General features: G+C 67.5%; 25 protein-coding genes and 2 tRNA genes. 9 read left to right on the top strand and 18 right to left on the bottom strand.

All coding sequences use genetic code 11. The annotated features are described in order from the left end of the window. Positions 1–72: 72 nt before the first annotated feature. Positions 73–149, bottom strand: a tRNA-Pro gene (locus V5F59_RS09935). A 239-nt stretch (positions 150–388) separates the two neighbouring features. Further along, positions 389–631, bottom strand: coding sequence for a hypothetical protein (locus V5F59_RS09930; RefSeq protein ID WP_393981297.1), 243 nt, complete (start codon positions 629–631; stop codon positions 389–391). 220 nt (positions 632–851) lie between these two features. Here V5F59_RS09930 and V5F59_RS09925 point away from each other — a divergent pair, with 220 nt between their 5' ends. Then, positions 852–1,136, top strand: coding sequence for a hypothetical protein (locus V5F59_RS09925; protein WP_393981299.1), 285 nt, complete (start codon positions 852–854; stop codon positions 1,134–1,136). A gap of 48 nt (positions 1,137–1,184) precedes the next feature. Here the strand turns inward: V5F59_RS09925 and V5F59_RS09920 are convergent, their stop codons facing one another. Beyond that, positions 1,185–2,039, bottom strand: coding sequence for a transporter (locus V5F59_RS09920; RefSeq protein ID WP_393981301.1), 855 nt, complete (start codon positions 2,037–2,039; stop codon positions 1,185–1,187). 599 nt (positions 2,040–2,638) lie between these two features. On the opposite strand from V5F59_RS09920, the gene V5F59_RS09915 reads away from it, so the two are divergent. The 3 genes from V5F59_RS09915 to V5F59_RS09905 all read left to right on the top strand — a co-directional run bounded on the left by V5F59_RS09915 (position 2,639) and on the right by V5F59_RS09905 (position 4,743). Beyond that, on the top strand, positions 2,639–3,475 hold the full coding sequence (locus V5F59_RS09915) for a hypothetical protein (protein ID WP_393981303.1): 837 nt from the start codon (positions 2,639–2,641) through the stop codon (positions 3,473–3,475). 96 nt (positions 3,476–3,571) lie between these two features. Then, the gene (locus V5F59_RS09910) at positions 3,572–4,195 is read left to right on the top strand and encodes a chromate transporter (protein ID WP_393981305.1); all 624 of its coding nucleotides are present in this window, start codon (positions 3,572–3,574) and stop codon (positions 4,193–4,195) included. Then, on the top strand, positions 4,192–4,743 hold the full coding sequence (locus V5F59_RS09905; protein ID WP_393981307.1) for a chromate transporter: 552 nt from the start codon (positions 4,192–4,194) through the stop codon (positions 4,741–4,743). Before V5F59_RS09910 ends, V5F59_RS09905 begins: the two co-directional genes overlap by 4 nt. 131 nt (positions 4,744–4,874) lie before the next feature. Here the strand turns inward: V5F59_RS09905 and V5F59_RS09900 are convergent, their stop codons facing one another. The 3 genes from V5F59_RS09900 to V5F59_RS09890 form a co-directional block, all read right to left on the bottom strand. Further along, a complete protein-coding gene (locus V5F59_RS09900; protein WP_393981309.1) occupies positions 4,875–5,393 on the bottom strand; it encodes a DUF192 domain-containing protein in 519 nt (172 codons plus the stop codon). Between the two features lie 2 nt (positions 5,394–5,395). Beyond that, positions 5,396–5,974, bottom strand: a complete 579-nt coding sequence (locus V5F59_RS09895) for a cold-shock protein (protein ID WP_393981311.1) — start codon at positions 5,972–5,974, stop codon at positions 5,396–5,398. Between the two features lie 94 nt (positions 5,975–6,068). After that, positions 6,069–6,839: an SIR2 family NAD-dependent protein deacylase gene (locus tag V5F59_RS09890; protein ID WP_393981313.1), complete on the bottom strand. Its 771-nt coding sequence runs from the start codon at positions 6,837–6,839 to the stop codon at positions 6,069–6,071. A gap of 180 nt (positions 6,840–7,019) precedes the next feature. Here V5F59_RS09890 and V5F59_RS09885 point away from each other — a divergent pair, with 180 nt between their 5' ends. The 3 genes from V5F59_RS09885 to V5F59_RS09875 all read left to right on the top strand — a co-directional run bounded on the left by V5F59_RS09885 (position 7,020) and on the right by V5F59_RS09875 (position 8,287). After that, positions 7,020–7,442 (top strand): VOC family protein, encoded by a 423-nt coding sequence (locus V5F59_RS09885; protein ID WP_393981315.1) that lies wholly within the window; start codon positions 7,020–7,022, stop codon positions 7,440–7,442. Positions 7,443–7,682: 240 nt separating this feature from the next. Continuing rightward, positions 7,683–7,757: transfer RNA gene (locus V5F59_RS09880), tRNA-Glu, on the top strand. A gap of 98 nt (positions 7,758–7,855) precedes the next feature. Further along, complete coding sequence (locus V5F59_RS09875; RefSeq protein WP_393981317.1) at positions 7,856–8,287, top strand: hypothetical protein; 432 nt, start codon at positions 7,856–7,858, stop codon at positions 8,285–8,287. Between the two features lie 28 nt (positions 8,288–8,315). Here the strand turns inward: V5F59_RS09875 and V5F59_RS09870 are convergent, their stop codons facing one another. The 5 genes from V5F59_RS09870 to V5F59_RS09850 all read right to left on the bottom strand — a co-directional run bounded on the left by V5F59_RS09870 (position 8,316) and on the right by V5F59_RS09850 (position 12,163). Then, positions 8,316–9,077, bottom strand: coding sequence for a DUF8758 domain-containing protein (locus V5F59_RS09870; RefSeq protein WP_393981319.1), 762 nt, complete (start codon positions 9,075–9,077; stop codon positions 8,316–8,318). Next, positions 9,013–9,528, bottom strand: coding sequence for a DUF488 domain-containing protein (locus V5F59_RS09865; RefSeq protein WP_393981321.1), 516 nt, complete (start codon positions 9,526–9,528; stop codon positions 9,013–9,015). The genes V5F59_RS09870 and V5F59_RS09865 overlap by 65 nt, the downstream gene beginning before the upstream one ends. A gap of 161 nt (positions 9,529–9,689) precedes the next feature. Next, complete coding sequence (locus V5F59_RS09860; RefSeq protein ID WP_393981323.1) at positions 9,690–10,028, bottom strand: recombinase family protein; 339 nt, start codon at positions 10,026–10,028, stop codon at positions 9,690–9,692. A gap of 114 nt (positions 10,029–10,142) precedes the next feature. Continuing rightward, positions 10,143–11,354, bottom strand: a complete 1,212-nt coding sequence (locus V5F59_RS09855; RefSeq protein ID WP_393981771.1) for a class I SAM-dependent RNA methyltransferase — start codon at positions 11,352–11,354, stop codon at positions 10,143–10,145. Positions 11,355–11,374: 20 nt separating this feature from the next. Further along, positions 11,375–12,163, bottom strand: a complete 789-nt coding sequence (locus V5F59_RS09850) for a TlyA family RNA methyltransferase (protein WP_393981325.1) — start codon at positions 12,161–12,163, stop codon at positions 11,375–11,377. 213 nt (positions 12,164–12,376) lie between these two features. Here V5F59_RS09850 and V5F59_RS09845 point away from each other — a divergent pair, with 213 nt between their 5' ends. Then, the gene (locus V5F59_RS09845) at positions 12,377–12,934 is read left to right on the top strand and encodes a hypothetical protein (protein WP_393981327.1); all 558 of its coding nucleotides are present in this window, start codon (positions 12,377–12,379) and stop codon (positions 12,932–12,934) included. 185 nt (positions 12,935–13,119) lie between these two features. Beyond that, positions 13,120–13,632 (top strand): hypothetical protein, encoded by a 513-nt coding sequence (locus tag V5F59_RS09840; RefSeq protein ID WP_393981329.1) that lies wholly within the window; start codon positions 13,120–13,122, stop codon positions 13,630–13,632. A 173-nt stretch (positions 13,633–13,805) separates the two neighbouring features. On the opposite strand, the gene ureG is transcribed toward V5F59_RS09840, so the two are convergent. From ureG to V5F59_RS09805, 7 genes are all read right to left on the bottom strand, one after another. Continuing rightward, positions 13,806–14,426 (bottom strand): urease accessory protein UreG, encoded by a 621-nt coding sequence (gene ureG / locus V5F59_RS09835; protein WP_393981331.1) that lies wholly within the window; start codon positions 14,424–14,426, stop codon positions 13,806–13,808. Next, positions 14,423–15,208 carry an urease accessory protein UreF gene (locus V5F59_RS09830; RefSeq protein ID WP_393981333.1) on the bottom strand — a complete coding sequence of 262 codons (786 nt, stop codon included), beginning with the start codon at positions 15,206–15,208 and terminating at the stop codon, positions 14,423–14,425. Before V5F59_RS09830 ends, ureG begins: the two co-directional genes overlap by 4 nt. After that, a complete protein-coding gene (gene ureE, locus V5F59_RS09825) occupies positions 15,201–15,983 on the bottom strand; it encodes an urease accessory protein UreE (protein ID WP_393981335.1) in 783 nt (260 codons plus the stop codon). Before ureE ends, V5F59_RS09830 begins: the two co-directional genes overlap by 8 nt. A 63-nt stretch (positions 15,984–16,046) precedes the next feature. Continuing rightward, positions 16,047–16,187, bottom strand: coding sequence for a hypothetical protein (locus tag V5F59_RS09820; RefSeq protein WP_393981337.1), 141 nt, complete (start codon positions 16,185–16,187; stop codon positions 16,047–16,049). A 57-nt stretch (positions 16,188–16,244) separates the two neighbouring features. After that, a complete protein-coding gene (gene ureC, locus V5F59_RS09815) occupies positions 16,245–17,957 on the bottom strand; it encodes an urease subunit alpha (RefSeq protein WP_393981339.1) in 1,713 nt (570 codons plus the stop codon). 10 nt (positions 17,958–17,967) lie between these two features. Next, the gene (locus V5F59_RS09810; protein ID WP_393981341.1) at positions 17,968–18,324 is read right to left on the bottom strand and encodes a GFA family protein; all 357 of its coding nucleotides are present in this window, start codon (positions 18,322–18,324) and stop codon (positions 17,968–17,970) included. A 1-nt stretch (position 18,325) separates the two neighbouring features. Next, complete coding sequence (locus V5F59_RS09805) at positions 18,326–18,946, bottom strand: urease subunit gamma (protein ID WP_393981343.1); 621 nt, start codon at positions 18,944–18,946, stop codon at positions 18,326–18,328. Positions 18,947–19,037 lie beyond the last annotated feature (91 nt).

Here is a 19,037-nt window from a genome sequence, read left to right as displayed (position 1 = left end):
CATCGCCTTTGAAAGAAGGGCATGCGCCTCTGGCGCCACAGGCGAAAATAAAATGAATTCAATAGGATGGAATGGTCGGAGCAGCAGGATTTGAACCTGCGACCCTCTGCTCCCAAAGCAGATGCGCTACCAGGCTGCGCTATGCTCCGACGGCTCACCGAGCGGCGCCATTGCTACATTCCGGATGCGGGGAGCGCAAGTGGGGCGCATGACGGCAGCGGCACGCCATACGCACGCCCCCTGCCGGAAGGCATCTTCATCCCACCGCCCAGGGGAAGCCCCCTCGGCATCGGACAGCCGGAAAAGCCCGGCGCCAATAACGCGCCGGCCTCCCCTCCCCTGCGATCACAAGACCGAGGTCTCCGCCGCGGCCCGCCACGTCGCGCGGCTATTCGCCCACGGCGTCCTTCACACATTTCTTGGTGAAGCTGGTCTTCGCAGCGCCCGCCAGCTTCTTTTCCGCCGCCTGTGCGTCGCAGGTGGCCTGCGCGTCCTTCTGGCACTTGCCCAGGAAGCTGGTCTTGGCGGCGCCTGCCAGATTCTTGCCGGCAGCTGTGGCGGCGCAGGTATCGGCGAACGCTCCGGCGGTGGTGAGGCATGCGAGCGCTAGCGCGAGGGCGAACGTCTTCATCTTCTTCTCCTCCCCTGCTCCGCGGTTGGCCACGCGGACGAAGGCAAGCTTAGCACCCGTGCCGAAGGCCGGCGAGACTCACCAAAGGGCAGCGCAGGCCGCGCCACCGGAATGATCCGCGCTTGATTTCCCCCGCCCCACCGCCGAAATCTTGGGGGCGACGCCTGCTTCCGTGGGTCGTCGCCCATTGTTTGATGCATTTTGACAGGGGATTTTGCAGATGGCGTCGGATGCCGAACTGACGGAATGGCTAGGCTCCATGGTCAAGGCGCTGGGCACCGCCCAGGCCCACACCATGGTGCAGCACTACATCTTGCGGGACATGGTCATTCAGCTTGCGAATCTCCAGGATCAGCCGGAGCCGTTCGTAAAATCCATGTTCGAGCGGGTGAGTTCCCTCGTCGACCAGTGCGAGCTCGCCGGCAAGCCGGAGATCGAGGCCGAGATGCGGTGGTATACGGATTCCTTCTTCACCACCGCCGGCAAGGCGGTGGTGAAGCCCTGAGATCCCGAAGGTCACGCCGCCCGCAGCCGGGCTGCGGGCCGGCGTCTCCTATTTGTGCAGCAGGGCCGTCTGGGTCGGCGGCGGGTTCCAAAGCGGGATGATGATGCGGCCCCACACGCGGGTATCCTTGCCGCCGTAGTTCTCCTCATAGACATCGGTGGTCACGTAGCCCTGCAGGATCACCGGGCCGAAGTCATAACCGATGAGCCCGCCCACAGCGAACTGGCTCTGCTTCTGGTAGAAGGGCGTGGGGTTGTTCAGGTCCGTCGAGTAATAGGCGACGGGTCCGATCTCGAACTTGCCGATTTTCTTGGTGGCGGTCAGGTCAATATTGAGGAAGTTGGGGTTGATGGTGGTGGTCACCCCATCCGCCTGGATGCCCCAGATGGCATTGGCTGTGAGGTTCCAGCCGTCTGCGGTGTAGCTCAGGGCAAAGCGCTGGTTGAACGAGGTGGAATCGAAGGCAACACCCGTGTCGACGCCAAGATAAAAGCCCGCCATGTAGGAGAAGCCGAAGCCGCTACCTAGATCCCAGGCGATTTGCGCCGCGAAGAACGGGTTGTAGAAACCCGCCGTATAGGCGCTGTTCTGGACACCGACATCCACCACCGGCACGGCGGTGAGCAGTTGCACCCTTCCGCCGAACACGAAGACCGGCGTCGCCCAGGCGAGGACCGGAATATCAACGCCGACACAGGTGGAATTGGGCGAGGTGTTGCGGCAGCCCCAGTCTGCCGTATTCACGAAATAGACGCCTTCCGGCAGCGGCGCGCCGGCCGCAAGACCGATGGTTTCGCCGGGCTGGGTGACGGAACCGGCATGGGCGGCCGGGGATTGAATGATGGCGGTGACCGCGGCGAGCGACAAAGCTCCTGCGGCCGCCATTCTTGCGAATGTCGTCATGGGCTTCCTCCGATGTGCGCGAGCCATCATTGCCGGGTCCCACCGGACAGGCTCTTCGCTGGCGCTTCCTCGGGCGCATTTCGCGCCGCTCTCTTTTCAACCGCGGAAGGGTCGAGCCTTCCCCGGCTAAGCCGCCCATGCCGGCCTGCGGCAGGCATGAGGATGCTGGTGCTCTCCGGCCAAAAAGACGGGGAGCAGAGGCGTGGTACGGGGAATGCGACGGCAGCGTGTCACGACCTGTGCGGCAGGGAGCATCCTTGGCTCGATTGCCGCGCGAGACCTTCGAGGAAAGACTGGAAATCCCGATTCCAGCGTCCTTGAAGCCGAAGCGGTACTCACTATAGCTCACCAAACAGGCAAACGACTATGCCCCTCACGATCCCGCGAGCGACTTTTGCACAATTGCGCGCCCCTGTTGCTTGATTGCCACAACAATCAGGTGAGGATCGCCCGTGTGCATTGCACGCTACTGCGAAGCCAGTGGACATCTTGCGGAAGTGGACGGAAGGTGAGCATAGACCAAGCTCCAGATTCTCCATCTGCGGCCAGGTTCCGAGCCATTCTCGCGCACACTCGAACACCCGGGCAGCACGGTCGCCATGCAGGACGTTCACTACCGCGAATATAAAATTCTCCTGCGGCCGGAGCAATTCTACGCTCCCAAGCGCTTCGAGGATTATTGGAGCGAGCTCAAGACCATCGCCAAGAAAATGGGCGTCGGCGTCACGACGAACGACAACGCCTTCTTCCGGCAGGTTCGGGAAGTGCTTTTCTACGACACGCCGGATTTTGAACTCTACAAGAACTCCTTCATCCTTCGCAAACGCACCTTCTACGACAACGGCTGGCCGCGGCCGGAGCACGAGCTCGCGGTGAAGTTCCGTAGCCCGGACAAGGAGCGGGCGGCGGCGATGGACATGGCGCCGCGCATGGTCGGCGCCGTCGAGGTGAAGTTCAAGGAGGAGATCCTTCCGCTGAAGGACAAGATCGGCGAGATGCGGTCGCTTTACTCACACAATTGCATCGTCATCTCTCCCAACGTCATCCTGAGCCAGGGGGTGAAGGACATCGCGTCGGTTTTTCCGGCCATGGCGTCTGTGGATTCGGATGGAGATTCCCAGATCGACCTCGTGAACAACATGGCGGTGGAGGAGATCCAGGTGGATCCCGGGCACTTCGACTTCGGCCACGGCTTCGAGGCGAAGGCCACCATCGCCATCTGGCGCAACCGCGCTTCGGAAAACTCGCTCGTCGGGGAATTCGCCTTCCAGGCCAAATTCCATCACTATGACGACATCCACGCCAAGGCGAAGAAGCTCTCCGAGGACTTCTTCTGCGCGGCACAGACCCTGGCGCCGGAATGGGTGCAGCTGGGCACCACCAAGACCGCCATGGTCTATGGCTTCGGTGACCGCAAGGTCGAGCACAACGAGTAGCCCGGGCAGCGGGGGCGCCCTGCGCCCCGCTTCCGCTCCGGTTTCCACGCCGCCGCCTCGCCCCGCCGGGCCAAGCCGCCCCAAGAGCCCCGTGCCATGAGCGACCTTCCCCCCTCCGCCGCGCCGCCGCCCGCCTCCTCATCGGAGGCGCTGGCCCCCGTCTCCATCTTGGAGATCTTCCTCACCTTCCTGATCATCGGCGCCACCAGCTTCGGCGGAGGCGTGGTCGCCTATCTGCGCAACGCCCTGGTGGAGCAGAAGGGCTGGCTCGACGAGGAGGAGTTCCTCACCGCGCTGGAAATCTCCCAGGCGCTGCCGGGGCTCAACGCCACCAACATGAGCGTCATCGTGGGAGACCGGCTGCGCGGGCCCGTGGGGGCCATCGCCGGCTTCGTGGGCATGACACTGCCGGGCGGGCTGCTCGTGTTCGCCCTCGGCATCTTCTACGTGTCGAACCACGGCAACCCGGCCATGCACAGCGTGCTCGCCGGCATCGGCGCGGCCTCGGTGGGGCTGCTCGCGGCGGTGACGCTGCAGATCGGCCACAAGCAGCTGGAGCACCTGCGCGAGATCCTGCTCATCGTCATCACGGTGGTGATGGTGAGCTTCCTGCACATCTCCCTCATCATCGTCCTTCTCACCGTGCTGCCCCTGGGACTCTATGTCTACCGGCCGCGGGACAAGGCCGCGGGCACAAGCACGCCGGAGGGGCACAAATGAACAACGCCAACACCGACCTCCACCTGCTCGGCGTCTTCTCCCTCCTGTCCATCCTCGCCGTGGGCGGCGGCACCGCGGTGCTGCCCGAGATGAAGGCGCTCACCATAGATGCGCACCACTGGCTCACCGACAGCCAGTTCCGCGACATCTACTCCCTCGGCCAGGTGGCGCCGGGCCCGAACATGCTGATGGTGATCGTCATCGGCTATCACGTGGCGGGCACGCCCGGTGCGCTCATCGCCTTCTGCGGCTTCTTCTTCCCGGCGTCGGCTTTGGCGCTCGGCTGCTCGCGCCTGTGGAACCATTTCGAGGGCTCGCGCTGGCGCCTCGCGCTGCAGAACGCGCTCGCCCCCATCGTGGTGGGCCTGATGGTGGGCGGCATGATCGCCATCGCGCGCACGGCCATCACCGGCGTCGAGACGACGATCATCGCCATCGTGGTGTTCGCGCTGCTCTATTTCGGGCCGAAGATCAGCCCGAAGCTGAAGTTCAATCCGGCGCTGGTCATCCTCGCCGGTGGCGTGGTCGGCTACCTGACACTTGCGTAATCCGTCGGCCCCGGTCTGCGACGGTGCCGAGCGGGTGCGCTCGGTCGCTGCGCGGGCGTGCCGAAGGCTCGTGAGCCAAACCCAACGGCCATGGGGTATCGGCCCCCGCCGCCGGCCCCACGGACTTGCAGCTATTTGCCGGAGAACACCGGGTGCGCCACCCGGTCGCCGGGCTTGATGCCCAGCTTCTTCGCCGCCCCGCCGGCGATCTCCAGCACGGCCCGCACCGGCTCGCCGGAGGAGATGGTCTCGGTGGAGAGCGGCGTCGTCATGGCGGCGATGCGGGCGATGGAGCCGTCGGCGCGGATGAACAGCATGTCGAGCGGGACAAGGGTGTTCTTCATCCACATATAGACGGGCTGGTCGACCTTGAAGTCGAACAGCATGCCCGCCTGCTCGCCCACCGACTTGCGGAACATGAGGCCGATGGTGCGCTGCTCGTCGGTCCGGGCCACCTCGACCTCGAAGGTCATGACCCCCTTCGAGGTGGCGATCTCCAGCGCCTCGCCCGGGATCTTCGGCTGCGGCGCCCCCTCGGCCGCGAGCGCGGGCGTCAGCGGCGAAAGAAACGGGGCCGCCGGCAAGGCGAAGGCGAGCACCGGCGCGAGAGCGGCGGCCATCACCGCCCGCCGCAGAAGGACATGAGGCATGTTCAGTGGTTCCCGCCCGTTCCGGTATCGGCCTTCACCTCGGCCGCCATCAGGCCCTTGGCCCCGTCACCGTAGCGCACCAGCACCGTCTGGCCGGGCCTCAGCTCCGTGAGGCCATAGCGGCGCAGGGTCTCCATGTGCACGAAGATGTCCGGCGTCCCCTCCCCCTGCGTCAGGAAGCCGAAGCCGCGCAGGCGGTTGAACCACTTCACCGTCGCCCGCTCGAAGCCGGAGGTGGGCTCCACCGAGACGCGGGTGCGCGCCGGCTGCGGCGGCGTGTGGACGGCGGTGGTCAGGTCGAGGGAGAGCACGCGGAAGGCCTGGCGCCCCTTGGCGCGCTGCACGGCCTCGCACACCACGCGGGCGCCCTCGATGGCCGTCTGGAAACCGTCTCGGCGCAGGCATGTGACATGGACGAGCACATCCGCACCTCCATCGTCAGGGACGATGAAGCCGTAGCCCTTGGAGGCGTCGAACCATTTGATCGAGCCGGATACCTCGACCAGCCCCACGGGCTCCTCGGTGCCATCGTCCGTCGAGCCGGCGGTCCGTGGCCCCAGCCCCAGTGCGTCAGACCCCATGACCACCCCGACCTCACGCACGGCGTTCACACGCGCACGCACTTGATTCCGCGAGAGCACAGGATAGCAAGTCGAGTCGCCTTCGCCCACCCCTTCAGCCATCCTGCGCGAAGTGGGCGAGAACATCGCCGATCTCGGAGCGCACCACCAGCTCGGCCATGTGGTCGAATTCGGTGGGCTCGCGGTTGATGATGACCAGCTTTGCACCGTTGTGATGGGCCTTGAGGGGAAAACCGGCCGCCGGAAACACCACGAGCGAGGAGCCGATGACGATGAAGAGGTCCGCCTCCAGCGTCAGCATCTCGGCCCGCATCATCTCGCGCTCTGGCATGGCCTGGCCGAAGGAGATGGTGGCGGCCTTGATGGGCCCGCCGCATTCCGGGCAATCGGGCGCGATGCCGCCCGAGGCCTCGAACCGCTGTTTCACCCATTCGAGCTCGTAGCGGGCGCCGCAATCGAGGCAGGTGGCATAGGTTCCGTTGCCGTGCAGCTCCACGAGGTGCTCATCCGGCACGCCGGAGGCCTGGTGCAGCCCGTCGATGTTCTGGGTGATGACGCCGGCGAGCCGGCCCCGCCGCAGCAGCCGGGCGAGCGCCGCATGGCCACGCCCCGGCCGGGCGGAGCCGAAGGCCTCGTCCATGGCGAACCGGCGCCGCCAGGCCTCGTTGCGGGCCGCTTTGTGGGCCACGAAGACATCGAAGGGGATGGGCTTGTTCTGAGTCCACAGGCCGCCGGGGGAACGAAAGTCCGGTATGCCGCATTCCGTCGAGATGCCGGCGCCGGTGAACGCCACCGCGCTGTCGGCCTTTTCGAGAAGTTCGGCGAGGCGGGCCTGCGCGCCCTTGAGATCGGTGTCGAAGATCATACCTGTTCAGCGCCGGTCCTGCCGGCACCCTCCATTTGCCCAAAGGAGCGGCGAGCATCCCGGGGCCCGGGCCGGACCCCAGAGCGCGATCCCATCGCCAGGAACGGCCAGCGCGTTCTTCATACCCAGTCTGGAGCCGGACCGCTCGCCTCCTGCTCCCCCATACGGACGAGATCGCCAATGCGCTTTCTGCACACCATGGTCCGCGTGACCGATGTCGACCAGTCCCTGGACTTCTACTGCAACAAGCTGGGGCTGAAGGAGGTGCGGCGCAAGGATGTGCCCGCCGGGCGCTACACCCTCATCTTCCTCGCCGCCCCGGGGCAGGAGGACGTCGCCGAGGTGGAGCTGACCCACAATTGGGATCCAGAGCCCTATGGCGAGGGCCGCAACTTCGGCCATCTCGCCTTCGAGGTGGAGGACATCTACGCCACCTGCGAGCGCCTGCTGGCGTCCGGCGTGACCATCAACCGCCCCCCCCGTGACGGCTACATGGCCTTCGTGCGCTCGCCGGACAATGTCTCCGTGGAGCTGCTTCAGAAGGGCGGCCCCAAGGCCCCCGCCGAGCCCTGGGCCTCCATGCCCAACACCGGCAAGTGGTGACGGCGCGCAGCGCACCCCCGGCCGGAGGCGCGGCCGCGGGAAGCGGCCGGCCCCGCTCCTGATCCGCGGCGCCCCCGCCGGCCGCCCGGCGCCATCGGGCGCCGCGGCTCCGCCTTCCACGGCACGGCCCGTGCGCCGGCGAGCCGGCTTTGGATATCCCTCGCGAGGCGCTTGCGGGGGAACGGCACTCCCCCTATAAGGGCCCGCACTCCGGTCGCCTCGCGCCACCGGAGCGGCCGCGCGCCCTTCGTCTATCGGTTAGGACGCCACCCTTTCACGGTGGAGAGAGGGGTTCGACTCCCCTAGGGCGCGCCAGAATACCTCTGTCCAAAATTCTGATTTAATTCCAAGGGGTTCCCGCCCCCCTCTTCGGCTATGGTACCCCAGCCAGGACCCCAAAGCGGGACCCCAGAATGACCAACTCCGAACAAGGCGAACGTCTTCCACTTTGGAGAAGGCTCCTGGTTTCTCCGCCGCTGATTTGGGGCGCCTTCACGGTGGTTCTTTGCCTGCACCTATGGTGGCTGTTCGTCAGCAAGGACCCGGTCATCGTCCAGCGTTTTGGGGCCTTCGTGATCTTCATCGGAATTTTGGTGGCCGCCCGCCCCTATCTGCGGAGAGGGCCTGAGGAGGCGGTGAGGAGCGCCCTTCCGCGTGATCCGAGGAATTTCAGCATGGGGGCGGATGCAGGCGCCAAACGCCGTGAGCTAGTCGCCAAGTTGACCCCCGAAATCCTGAAAGATGTGCAAGCGGAGCGCGTTTGGGGGGTTGCGACGATCCTCTTCGGAACGATCATCAACGGCTATGGCGACATCGTTGCGAAATGGCTACTTGATCTAGTTTAAGGCCTCGACGCCAGCCGTGCCAAGGCATCTAAAGCAATCCGAGCTGCCCCTTCTCATCTAACCGAATGACCCCGAGGAGTTGCCACGTCTTGGGACGCTTCATCATATTCCCTGTGGCGAACAGCATTCCCTTGGCGGGATACTCGTCGTTGAAGCGCCCGCCGAGCCGTTCCAGCGCTGACGCTTCTCCGTACCTCTTACGCCAGTAGAAGAAGGTGGCGTGCGTTTCCCAATCGCCGCAGGTCCAGGTATGCGGCCCTTCTGCGTCACGAAACGTGAATGCGAATGCGAATGGGGTAGGCTCAAAAGCGGCCAAGTCCGCGTCAAGGAGGCTCTGCTGCCTTCCCGCTTCTCGGTATTCCCGGCGCTCTGCTTCGAGTTGCGCCTCGGATTTCCGACGCCAGCGAAATCTCGGATTGGAAGGCCGGATCAGTGCGAGAGAAGCGCCGGAGCTTGCCGCGGCCGATGCCGAGGGCATGACCATCGGGTCGAGAAGTGCAAACCTGTCGTTTTCCGGAAGGGCGCCGACAACCTTAATGGCATCCTCGAAGACGTGGCAACTTTCTCGACGACGATCCGTCGTGGGTGGCCGATGGGCGAACTCGACCCAGTCCCAACGCCGAAAGCTCCGCCCACTGGTCAGTTGCCGAAAGCGCACCGGATACAGGCGTTTCCATTCCCGGCTCGCGGTAATCCCAGCGCAGCAAACGGTCTCGCCGTACTTGCTACTCGGCCGCGGCAAGGCTTTGATGATTATGACAGCGCGGGAAATTGGGAGAGTTGCGGACATACCGTTGTGGATCATCCGCATACAGATCGAAGGTTGCAAGCCCCTCTGCCGCCAATTCCCCAGCGATCATGGTCCGGTGACAGCCTTGCGGGTCTCGCTCGAAGCACATCATGCAGACCACATCAGCAGCGCAGCAGCCTTCAAGGTCAGCAAGTGCAGAAATCGCCCCCTCCGTATTCAGATGGCGGCTGTAGACAGCGCGGAACTCGTCCATTGCACCGCGGCGTGCCGCTTCTCGCCCCTCCTTGGGGTCCCCAAGGTCGACAAAGTGGCGGTACGCGATGCCGGCCTCTTCTAGGTGCTGCCTCAAAGCGTTTTTGGAGAAGCCCTTCTTGCGGGAAATCGGAACGGCGCGGACGTCAGCCAACATGGTGACACCAACGGACTTCAGGACCGCGATGAATGAGTTGATGGTCGTTCCCTCATAGCCGACCGTATAGACAACCTGCATCACCCACTCCGCCGTTCGCCGGCTTCAATGTGCCCCGCGCTCGGTTAACGCCACACTCCGCGGTTACGCAAGGCGCTCTTTCGCAAAGAAACAGATCGGAAGAGGCACGTGCTGGAGAAGAGACAGATGCGCAGACGGACGCGCGGAATACCGCCGGCTCCTCACGCTTCCTTCTGAGCCTCCCCACCCCCAGCCACCCGCTGCACCGCCGACACGCCCACCCCTAGCGTCTTCGCCACCTTCAACATCCCCATGCCCTGCGCCCGAAGCTCCCTGATGCGGACCTCCGTCTCGGCGCCAACGGTCGGCCGTCCCAGCTTCTTCCCCTCCGCCTTCGCCCGCGCCAGCCCGGCGTTCACGCGCTCCCGGATCATGGCCCGCTCGTACTCGGCGAACACGCCCATCATCTGGAACATGGCCCGGCCGGGGGGCGTGGTGGTGTCGAGGGCCTGTTGATGCAGGTAGAGGTCGGCGCCGCGGGCGTGAAGCTCACCGAGCACGGCGCCCGAAAGCAGGCGCCTAGAGAACGGCCGACCCGCCTGGATCGCCGGCTGACCGGGTGAGGCGTTCTCTCCGGCGGAGGCAGAGCGCCGTCCGCTCGGCTCCGGATATCCTCAGCGGGAGAACACCGCCACCAGCTCCACATGGGGCGAGTAGCGGAACTGGTCCACCGGCGTCACGTGGTGGAGCGTGAAACCGCCGTCCGCCAGCGTGCGCGCGTCGCGGGCGAAGGTGGCGGCATTGCAGGAGACGTAGACGAGGCGGGCGAGTTTGGAGGCCGCCGGCACCTTGGCGATCTCATGCACCTGGGCCTCCGCCCCCTGCCGGGGCGGGTCCAGCACCACCGCGTCGAAGGCGCCGATCTCGGCGGGCATCAGCGGACGGCGGAACAGGTCCCGCGCCTCCCCCTCCACACCGCGCAGCCCGGACGTGGCGCGCGCGGCCTTCAGCAGCGCGGCAAGCGCGCCCTGGTGGCTCTCGGCGGCGAACACGCGCGCCGTCTCGGCGAGGCGCAAGGCGAAGGTGCCCGCGCCCGCGAACAGGTCGGCGACGCGCTTCGCCCCTTCGGTGGCGGCGCAGACGGCCTCAGCCAGCACGCGCTCGCCCTCGGCCGTGGCCTGGAGGAAGGCGGCGGGCGGCAGTTCCACCTCGGCGCGGCCCATGGCGAGCCGGGGCGGCGTGCGCTGGAGCAGAAGCTCCCCGTGGCGGGTGAGCCGGGCAAGATCGAAACGGCCGGCGATGGCGGCCATGTCCCCCAGCAGCGCCGGCGGCAGCGGGCCTGAGCCGCGCACATCCATGTCGAGCCCGGTGTCGGTGGCCACCACCTGGAGATCGAGCGGCTTCTTCAGCGGCGCGAGCGCCTCGGCGACCGCGCGGGCGGCCGGCAGGGCGGCCTTGAGGCTCGGCGCCAGCACCGGGCACGCTTCCAGCGCCACCATGGCGTGGGACTTGCGCTCGGCGAAGCCCACCACCGTGCGCGCGCCATATTGCCGGGCATGGAAGATCACGCGCCGCCGCCCGGCGCCGTGGGCATCCACCAGCGGGCGGACTTCCGCCTCGATCCCTTCGCGGGCGAGGGCGTCCACCACCAGCCCCCGCTTCCAGGCGAAGTAGGGCGCGAGCTGCCAGTGCTGGAGCAGGCAGCCGCCGCACCGGCCGAAATGCACGCAGGAGGGCTCCGCCCGCTCCGGGCTCGCCTCGAGGATCTCGGCGACGACAAAGCGGTCCGTCTCCGCATGGCCGCGTACCCGCTCGCCGGGCAGCGTGAAGGGGGCGAACACGGGGCCATCCGGCCCATGCGCAAGCCCGTCGCCCTGCGCGCCCATGCGCTCAATGAGAATGTCCGTCACGCGCGCTCGGCTCCCAGCAGGAATTCACGGTTGCCGTCGCCACCGGCGATGGGCGAGGGAATGCGGCCGAGCAGCCGCCAGCCGAGGCCGCGGATCTCCTCTTCGACCTTCAGGCACACGGCCTCGTGCACCTGCGCGTCGCGCACCACACCCTTCTTCACGGCGGCGCGGCCGGCCTCGAACTGGGGCTTCACCAGCGCCACCAGCCGGGCGTGCGGGCCCGCGAAGGCCAGCGCCGCCGGCAGCACCAGAGCGAGGGAAATGAAGCTCACATCGATCACCACCAGATCCACCGGCTCGGGGATGGCGGCACGGTCGAGGGTGCGGATGTCCGTGCCCTCCATCACCCGCACCTGCGGCAGCGTGGCAAGGCGGGGGTGGAACTGGTCGCGACCCACGTCCACGGCATGAACCCGCCGCGCACCCCGGCGCAGCAGCACCTCGGTGAAGCCACCGGTGGAGGCGCCCACGTCCAGCGCCACAAGACCCGCGGGATCGATCCCGAACGCATCGAGGGCGGCCTCCAGCTTCAGAGCGCCGCGGGACACGTAATCGTGAACGTCGGTGGCGGTGATGTCGGCATCCGCCTCCACCTCGGCGGAGGGCTTGGCGATGACCTCCCCGCCGGCCCGCACCAGGCCCGCGGCGATGGCCGCCTGGGCCCGCGCGCGGCTCTCGAAAAGCCCGCGCTCCACCAGCAGCCGATCAATGCGCACACGCCGGCCCGCCGGCCCGGAGGCGGGGGTTGGGGCGCGGGCATCGCCGCTCTCTCGGGAATCGGACATTTCGGTCGCGGTAACCGGTTTCAACAAATTTGCCGGCTGCGCGCCAAAGCGCGCTGTCGCAGGCGGCGGGAGGCCGTGATATGCGATGGAGGCGGGGGAAGCAAACACCGACGATTCAAGGCGATCGGGCTGGCGGGGCGACAGACGCGCGCCGCGGGCCCTTCGTCTGTCCGGCGGTGGGACGCTGGTGCGTGGGGCAAGGACCGGGACGCAATGGGCGCATGGCTACTCACGAGGGTGTTCGTCGCGGCAGTCTTGATCGCCGCCTCGCCCGCCCTCGCGGCGAAGGATCCCCCGAAGGGCAAGACCCAGGCGGGCAAGCAGGACAAGAAGACCGAGAAGGACAAGAAAGGCGAGAAGGCGGACCCGCGCGTGTGGACCATCGCCAAGGGCGAGGACACCTATGTGCTGCGCTACGGCGCGCCGCGCGCGGCGGACCCCACGTTCGCGGTCGCGTGCCGGCCGGGGGCGCAGCTCATCCAGTTCACGGTGGAAGTCGCCTCGGGCAAGGTGAAGGCGGGTGACGGCGTGGCCGTTTCGCTCTCGGCCGGCAAGCGGCGGCTGGAGCTGGCCGCCTCCTCCTTCCGGGGGGCGACCGAAGGCAGCGTGGTGGCCGAAGCCGCGGTGACGCTGGATGGCAAGGTGCTCGACCTGTTCGCCGACGGGGACAGCCTCACCGTCAAGATCCCCGGCGCCAAGGAAACCTATCCGCTGGCCGGCGCCAAGGCGAAGCTGCCGGACTTCCGCCGCGCCTGCCTCGGCGGACGGTGAGGCAGGCGGCGGACCCGCGCCGCCCATAGATGCGCGCCCTTGCAGCACCCGCCGAAAACCGGCCTTGCCGGCCTGAGTCGGCCCCCTGCCGCAATTTTCGCCGTGTTGCCAATATGTTGTGCGGTGTCTTTTCCTTTGCACCGCAGCCAGTATGATCCGCGGCCGAAAAAATGGATCAAACGCCCATGCTTCGTCCCGCACTCGCATTCTGCGCCCTTCTCGCGCTCGCCGCTCCGGCTGCCGCCCAGCAGAAGATGAACTGGCACCTCCAGGAGGGCGAGGACACCGCCGCCCTCGTGTTTGCCGTGCCGGACAGCGATGAGGGGGCCATCTTCTTCCTCTGCAAGCCCGGCACGCCCGGGCTCACCGTGCAGTCCATGATCGGCTCCAAGGGCATCGAGCGGGGCGCCAGCACCGCCCTCGTCCTCACCGCCGGCGGCACCAAGAAGAGCCTGCCCGGCAAGGGCGTCGCGCCCGAGGAGGGCGATTCCGTGGACGTGGAGGCTTCCGCCCAGATGGCGGACCTGAAAGCCCTCGCCAAGGCCGGCGGCAGCCTCACCATCGAGGTGAAGGGCGCCAAGCGCTCCATCTCCCTGTCCGGCATCGGTCCGGTGCTGACCAAGTTCGAGGCCGCCTGCAAGCCCAAGGCGGATGCGCCCAAGACCGACGCGCCCAAGACCGACGCGCCCAAAGGCTGACGCGTTATCGGGCGGCGCACGAAGGCCCGCCAGGAATGGGAAGGGCGCCCGGCCGGATGCGGCGGGCGCCCTTTTTCATGCCGGGGCCAAGGACCGGCGGTCTTCTTGAGCCAAGCCCCGCGCCCCTTCAGCGCGTCCCGCCCGGCTCCGGGCAAGACCCGGTGCCGACCGCATCAGGCGCCGCCGAGCCCGCCCGCCTGCTCGATGAAGCGGGCCACCACCTCGACCCCCGCCCCGTTGCGGATGGAGGAAAAGACATAGGGCCGGCCCTGCCGCATGCGGATGGTGTCCGCCTCCATCACCGAGAGGTCGGCGCCCACCATGGGGGCGAGGTCCGTCTTGTTCACCACCAGCAGGTCCGAGCGCGTGATGCCCGGCCCGCCCTTGCGCGGGATCTTCTCTCCGCCCGCCACGTCGATGACATAGATGGTGATGTCCGCCAGCTCCGGCGAGAAGGTGGCGGCAAGGTTGTCGCCGCCGGATTCGATCAGCACGAGGTCGAGGCCCGGAAAGCGCGCGTTCATGTCCGCCACCGCGCGCAAATTGATGGACGCGTCCTCGCGGATGGCGGTGTGCGGGCAGCCGCCCGTCTCCACGCCGAGGATCCGCTCCGGCGGCAAGGCGCCGGCCACAGTGAGCAGGCGCGCGTCCTCCTTGGTGTAGATGTCGTTGGTGATGGCGCAGATGTCGTAACGCGCCCGGAAGGCCTTGCAGAGCGCCTCCATCAGCGCGGTCTTGCCCGAGCCCACCGGGCCGCCGATGCCCACGCGCAGGGGAATTTTGCCGGAACTCATGAGCGGAACAGCCTTGTGTACTGGGTTTCGTGGCGGAAGCTGCCGAGATCGGCGCGGAAGGTGGCGCTGCCGATGTCGTTGAGCGTGAGGACGGGGATTTCCGCCGCCAGCGCCCGCACGCGCGGCGCCATCCGCGCGACCACGCGGGTGCCGGCCGTCTGGCCGATGGGGGCGAGGCGCACCGCGGCGGAGACGAGGTTCTGCGCCGTGGCGAGCAGGAAGGCTTCAAGAGTGGCGGGAAGCGCGATGCCGTGCGTGCCGGCGGCGAGGCCCACGGCGATGGGATACGCCACTTCGCCGGAGAGGGTCGGGGCGAGTGCCTCAAGCGCCGGAATCGGCCAGGCCGCGCGCACGGCATCGAGGAAGGAGCGGCCCTGCTGGCAGGTCTCCAGCCGCAATTCGGCGGAAGGGGCGAGCGCCACGGCCAACTCGTTCACTTCGGCGAGCGCCACCCCGTCCCCCGCCGCGGCGGCGCGGTGGGCGTGGGCGAGCAGGATGCCGTCCGACCGCCCGAACCCGAGGACGACCAGATCGCCGAGGAAGGCGGCAAGGCTCGCCTCGTCGGTGACGTCGCCGGCCTCCACCGCCCATTCCAGCGTGTGGGAATAGGCATAGGCGCCCACCGGGAAGGACGGGGACAGCCAGGCGAACAGCGCCAGCGCCCCGGCCGCCTCCGGCGGGGCGGCGGCGGAGACAGCCGAAGGAGCGGCATCGGCCGCCTGCCCTGCCCTGCCGGCACCCGGCGCGGGGGCCGCGGCGCCGGACCGCTCCGGATCAGCCATGCTTGTGGTCGTGATGTTCGTGATCGTGCGCGTGCTCATGCCCGCAGCCGGGGCCGTGCACGTGCCCGGCCGCGCCATGGCCGTGATGTTCGTGGCCGTGGTGGGCGTGGTCATGCCCATGATCGTGGCCGCAGCCCGGCCCGTGCTCATGCGCCGAATGCTCATGCGCCGAATGCTCGTGCGCATGATGCTCGTGAGCGTGGTGTTCGTGAGCGTGGTGCTCGTGAGCGTGCCCGTGGTCATGGCCACAGCCACACTCGGCTCCATGCGCGTGGTGCTCGTGCCCATGAGCATGAGCGTGCTCCCGCTCATGCTCATGGCCATGCCCGGCATGGGCCTCCGCGGCCTCGTAGGCGCCCTTCTCGGGGCGGAAGGGGCGGCTCACCTTCGCCACGCCGGCACCGAGGCCGCGCACCATCTCGGTAAGCACGTGGTCATCCACGAAATAGACGGCGCTTTCGGTGATCTCCGCCGGCACATGGCGGTTGCCCAGGTGCCACGCCACCTTCATCAGCCGCAGCGGATTGGCGGTGGTGACCTCCACCAGCTCTTCCGCCGCGGCCTTGACGCGGACGAGCCGGCCGTCCTCCAGCTTCACCGCATCGCCGTCGTCCAGCACGGTCGCCTTGTCCAGGTCGAGCAGGAAGGCGAGGCCACCGTCCGCCGTGAAAGCGAAGCGGCGGCGGTGCCGGGCGTGGTGGTCGAGGGTGATCGTGTCCGCCACCTTCTCCTCACGGACGGCGGGACGGCGGACGACGGTGGTGGCACGGATCATGACAAAACTCCGGAACCGCCCCCGAACGCCGCCCCGCCCACGCAGGCTTTGGAGCGGATGCGCTCAGGTGGCGCTGTCCTGTCGATTCTGGGTGGTCTCGAACAGGAACCACAGGCGCTTTTCGGCCTCGTCCACATCTTCTTCCAGCCGGCGGACGGTGGCAATGTCCTCCGCCGCGCCACAGATCTCGCGGGCCCGGCGCATGCTGCGGCACCCGCAAGAGCAAGCCGCCGCAGGTATGGGTCCGAGCCGCGCCCCGCCTCAGAACAGGAAATAGCGCTGCGCCATGGGCAGCACCTCGGCCGGCTCGCAGACCAGCAGCTCGCCGTCGGCGCGCACGTCGTAGGTCTCGGGGTCCACCTCGATCACCGGCGTGGCGTCGTTGTTGATCATGCTCTTCTTCGAGATGCCGGAGCGGGTGTTCTCCACCGCCACCAGCTCCTTGGAGATGCCGAGCCGGCCGGCGAGCCCATCCTCGATGGCGGCCTTGGAGACGAAAGTGAGCGAGGTGTGGGTGCGCGCCCGGCCGTAGGCGCCGAACATGGGCCGGTAGTGCACCGGCTGCGGCGTCGGGATGGAGGCGTTGGGATCGCCCATCTGCGCCATGGCGATGGCCCCGCCCTTGATGACGAGGTCCGGCTTCACCCCGAAGAAGGCTGGCGTCCACAGCACGAGATCGGCGAGCTTGCCCGGTTCCACCGAACCGATGTGCCGCGACATGCCGTGGGCGATGGCGGGGTTGATGGTGTATTTGGCGATGTAGCGGCGGGCGCGGATGTTGTCCGCATCCCCCTCGCCCGGCAGCTTGCCGCGCTGGCGCTTCATCTTGTCCGCGGTCTGCCAGGTGCGGATGATCACCTCGCCGACGCGGCCCATGGCCTGCGAATCCGAGCTCATCATGGAGAGGGCGCCAATGTCGTGGAGGATGTCCTCCGCGGCGATGGTCTCCTTGCGGATGCGGCTCTCGGCGAAGGCGAGGTCCTCGGCGATCTCCGGGTCCAGGTGATGGCACACCATGAGCATGTCGAGATGCTCGTCTATGGTGTTGCGCGTGTAGGGCCGCGTCGGGTTGGTGGAGGAGGGCAGCACGTTCGGCAGGCCCGCCACCTTGATGATGTCCGGCGCATGCCCGCCGCCCGCCCCTTCCGTGTGGAAGGCATGGATGGTGCGGCCCTTGAAGGCGGCGATGGTGTCCTCCACGAAGCCGCTTTCGTTCAGCGTGTCGGTGTGGATCATCACCTGCACGTCGAAATCGTCCGCCACCGACAGGCAGCAGTCGATGGCGGAGGGCGTGGTGCCCCAATCCTCGTGGAGCTTCAGGGCGCAGGCCCCGGCCAGCACCATCTCCTCCAACGCGCCGGGCAGCGAGGCGTTGCCCTTGCCGGCGAAGGCGAGGTTCATGGGGAAGGCGTCCGCCGCCTCGATCATCCGGGCCATGTGCCAGGGGCCGGGGGTGCAGGTGGTGGCGAAGGTGCCTGTCGCCGGTCCGGTGCCGCCGCCCAGCATGGTGGTGACGCCGGAGGCGAGCGCCTCCTCGATCTGCTGCGGACAGATGAAGTGGATGTGGCTGTCGAAGCCGCCGGCGGTGAGGATCTTCCCCTCCCCCGCGATCACCTCCGTGCCGGGGCCGATGATGATGTCCACGCCCGGCTGCACGTCCGGATTGCCGGCCTTGCCGATCCGCGCGATGCGCCCGTTCTTGAGGCCCACGTCGGCCTTCACCACACCCCAGTGGTCGAGGATGACGGCATTGGTGATGACCGTGTCCACCGCCCCGTCGGCGTTGGCGACCTGCGACTGGCCCATGCCGTCGCGGATGACCTTGCCGCCGCCGAACTTCACCTCCTCGCCATGGATGGTGAAGTCCTTCTCGATCTCGATGAAGAGCTGTGTGTCGGCGAGCCGCACCCGGTCGCCCGTGGTGGGGCCGAACATATGGGCGTAGGCGGCGCGTGGCATGCGGCCGGTGGTCATCTCTCGCTCCTTACTTGCTCGCGCCGTCGTACTCGATGGGGTGCAAACTCTTCAGGTCCACGCCGTCGAGGCAGCGGGCGTTCACCGCCACCATGTCGGAGCCGTCCGGCGCAGCGGCGCTGGCGAAGGATTCGATGCCGCAGGTGGCGCAGAAGAGGTGGTGGATCTTGCGGGTGTTGAAGAGGTATTCGCTCGCCTTTCCCTCCCCGGACAGGAGCCTGAAGGCGGAAGCCGGGGCGAAGGCGAGGATGCTGCCGAGCCGGCGGCAGCGCGAGCAGTTGCACGTGACGGTGTGTTCGAGGTCCACGTCCACCTCGTAGCGGACGGCGCCGCACTGGCACCCGCCGGAATAGTGCTGCACCGCCATCTCAGAGCTTCCCGGCCACCGCGGCGCGGAAGCCGTAGACTTCCCGCTTGCCGGCGAAGGGCACCAGCGTCACCTCCCGCGAGGCGCCAGGCTCGAAGCGCACCGCCGTGCCGGGGGCGATGTCGAGGCGCATGCCGCGCGCCTTGTCCCGCTCGAAGGCCAGCGCGGGGTTGGTCTCGAAGAAATGGTAGTGGCTGCCCACCTGGATGGGCCGGTCGCCGGTGTTGGACACCGTGAGGCGCACCCGCTCGGCTCCGGCGTTGAAATGGATGTCGCCTTCCTGCGGCACCAGCTCGCCCGGCACGTCCCCGGACGGCGCCCCGCGGATGGGGTGGTGGACGGTGACGAGCTTGGTACCATCCGGGAACGTGGCCTCCACCTGGATGTCGTGGATCATCTCGGCGATCCCCTCCATTACCTCGTCGGTGGTGAGCACCTTCGCGCCGGCCTCCATCAGCTCGGCCACGGTTTTCCCGTCGCGGGCGCCCTCCACCACGAAATCGGTGATGAGGGCCACCGCCTCCGGGTGGTTCAGCTTCACCCCCCGGGCGAGGCGCTTCCTCGCCACCTCGGCGGCCATGGCGATGAAGAGCTTGTCCTTCTCGCGTGGCGTCAAAAGCATCTGTTATTCCTCAACAACAATGTGCTGATAGGCCGGCACAAAGGACGCCCTCTTTGTTGCCAACAGAGCAACCATCGCGCTGAAATCAGCC

Origin of the sequence: Xanthobacter nonsaccharivorans (assembly GCF_043194755.2) — a bacterium.
In the GTDB taxonomy this organism is placed as follows: domain Bacteria; phylum Pseudomonadota; class Alphaproteobacteria; order Rhizobiales; family Xanthobacteraceae; genus Xanthobacter; species Xanthobacter autotrophicus_G.
Note: the sequence above shows the minus strand (reverse complement) of the source record. Positions and strands in the feature narration are given on the sequence as shown.